2 protein-coding genes and 1 pseudogene are annotated in these 1,847 nt (G+C 55.1%); 2 read left to right on the top strand and 1 reads right to left on the bottom strand.

Annotated features, from left to right (window positions below; translation table 11 throughout):
- On the bottom strand, window positions 1–180 hold a 180-nt coding region (locus A3A5_RS44975; RefSeq protein ID WP_232431400.1), incomplete at its 3' end, for a hypothetical protein.
- Window positions 181–635: 455 nt separating this feature from the next.
- Between A3A5_RS44975 and A3A5_RS45745 the strand changes: the two are divergent.
- Both A3A5_RS45745 and A3A5_RS44980 read left to right on the top strand, forming a co-directional pair.
- Window positions 636–803: pseudogene (locus tag A3A5_RS45745) on the top strand (hypothetical protein); the annotation flags it as partial.
- 324 nt (window positions 804–1,127) lie between these two features.
- Window positions 1,128–1,727: a hypothetical protein gene (locus A3A5_RS44980; protein ID WP_232431401.1), complete on the top strand. Its 600-nt coding sequence runs from the start codon at window positions 1,128–1,130 to the stop codon at window positions 1,725–1,727.
- Window positions 1,728–1,847 lie beyond the last annotated feature (120 nt).

Consider the following 1,847-nt stretch of genomic DNA (forward strand, 5'->3'; position numbering starts at 1 on the left):
GGGGATGGGGGCGACCATCTCATTACAGAGCCAGCGCTCCAGTCGTTGTGCGTAAACGTCAGCCCATCCGACCCCGGATTTATGCAACAACGCCGGTCCGATAGACATCTGGCCGCCCCTGCGCATCAAACATAACGCCCCGGAAACAGTTGCAGTGCGGACGTTATGTTCAATCAGCATTTTTACCCGCCCTATTCGGCACTTTGAGCAACGGTAATGGTTCGCACTGCCAAATTCTGTTTGTAGTCGTCGCATATTGTTGCCACGCTCCTGGCCGGCGACGGAACGATGATTGGGAAACGAAAAGATTTTGAAACAGCAAGGCGCAGAATTTTTTCTTTTGCACCTCTTGAAGACCTGTTTTTTCTCAACCGCAGAACTGCCTGCGCCCCTCACGGCGACACTATGGATGTCCGGAAATCTCTATGCGTCCGTGAAGTCCGGATTTTTACGCAGGTCATATCGCAGACCGAACGGTTCGTTGGTACACAGACATTGCTGCGCAAAACTACGTAGCATGCGAACCACCCCGCCTTTGTAGGGTATCCACTGCGTCGCGACGTCAGCAAGATTTCCAAAACTTCCGGCGCCTGCAAGCTGGAAGGTATTGCTTCGAAAATATAGAGATAAAACAAATGCTAAAGTCCGAATGGGTTGGTTTAGCTGCGACTAGCTTAGTTTTACTATCCGGTTGCGGGGGCGAAGGGGGCGACGATGCTAAGTGTTCAGACTTTAGGTATCAGGAGGATGCCCAGCAAGCCTACCGTGCCGGCGCTAAGCAGTTAGATGGGGACAAGGACGGTATCGCCTGCGAATCATTACCCCATCGTCCCAGCCAGCCGAGCCAGCCGAGTACACCCACAACTTCATACACATCGAAAACTTTCCTCACTGCTCACGGTACCTTAATCGAACTTGCTGCCCGAAGCGGGGGATATTCATTCAGCTATGCCGACGTGAATGGTGGAGCAGGTGGCGCCACAGGCCCTGTGGCTGAGAGTGCTGCCGGCGGTGGACAGGAAGTTTCGGCGGTTGGGCGTGCGGTGCGCTATTACCGAACATCGGACGGGTTCCTGTTGGCGTGGGCGCCGGCACTTGGGTCGCTTGGACCGGCACCTGGAGTAGGCGTGGAAGCGACTGGTAGTCCGGCCGCACTTTCCGACATTGCCGGCACTTACAAGGTTCTGGGTCAACGCTGTTTGAGCGATACGTCGACGTGCAACTCTGTCGCTGCAACAGCCCGAATCAGTTCCAACGGTGCTCTACGCCTGTGCATTGGCGCAGAATATTCGGACACCTGTACCCCCGGTATTTCTCGGACCTTGAGCCCTGCCAACACCATTCTGTCCACGACGAACGCATGGAGCGTCGGCAGCTCAGGTGAAAGTTTAGTAGTTTCCGCGACGCGAGGCACTATCGCATTCTCTTACCGAGACGTTCAGCTTGACACCAGCCAGCAACCGATCAGCACAGACAATTTCACGTTCTTCGGGCAGCGTGACAACTTTACAGCCAACACCGTGCCATCCGCCAGCATGCTCAGCTTTGATGTGAACGGGCAAGTGAAGGCCACGGTGCCGGATGCCAACGGTTGGGCTGTAGGAGCAAATAAACCGTTACAAGGCTTCTTTCAGGATGGCGCGGGCAATACGTACTTGCAAAGCACCACTGGACAGCTTGTGACATGGACCGTCGGCAGTGGCATGCAAATCTATAGCAAGCCGTGAGCTACTGCTGCATACGGGACGGGTAAAGAGAGGTGGCACCGTTTGTTCGGACAGGGATCCGGAGTTTTTAAGTGGAAGCGCTGGGGCAGTCAGGCTGCCGATTTGATCGCTGGCAGCGTG

The organism is Cupriavidus sp. UYPR2.512 (genome assembly GCF_000379565.1).
Lineage (GTDB): Bacteria > Pseudomonadota > Gammaproteobacteria > Burkholderiales > Burkholderiaceae > Cupriavidus.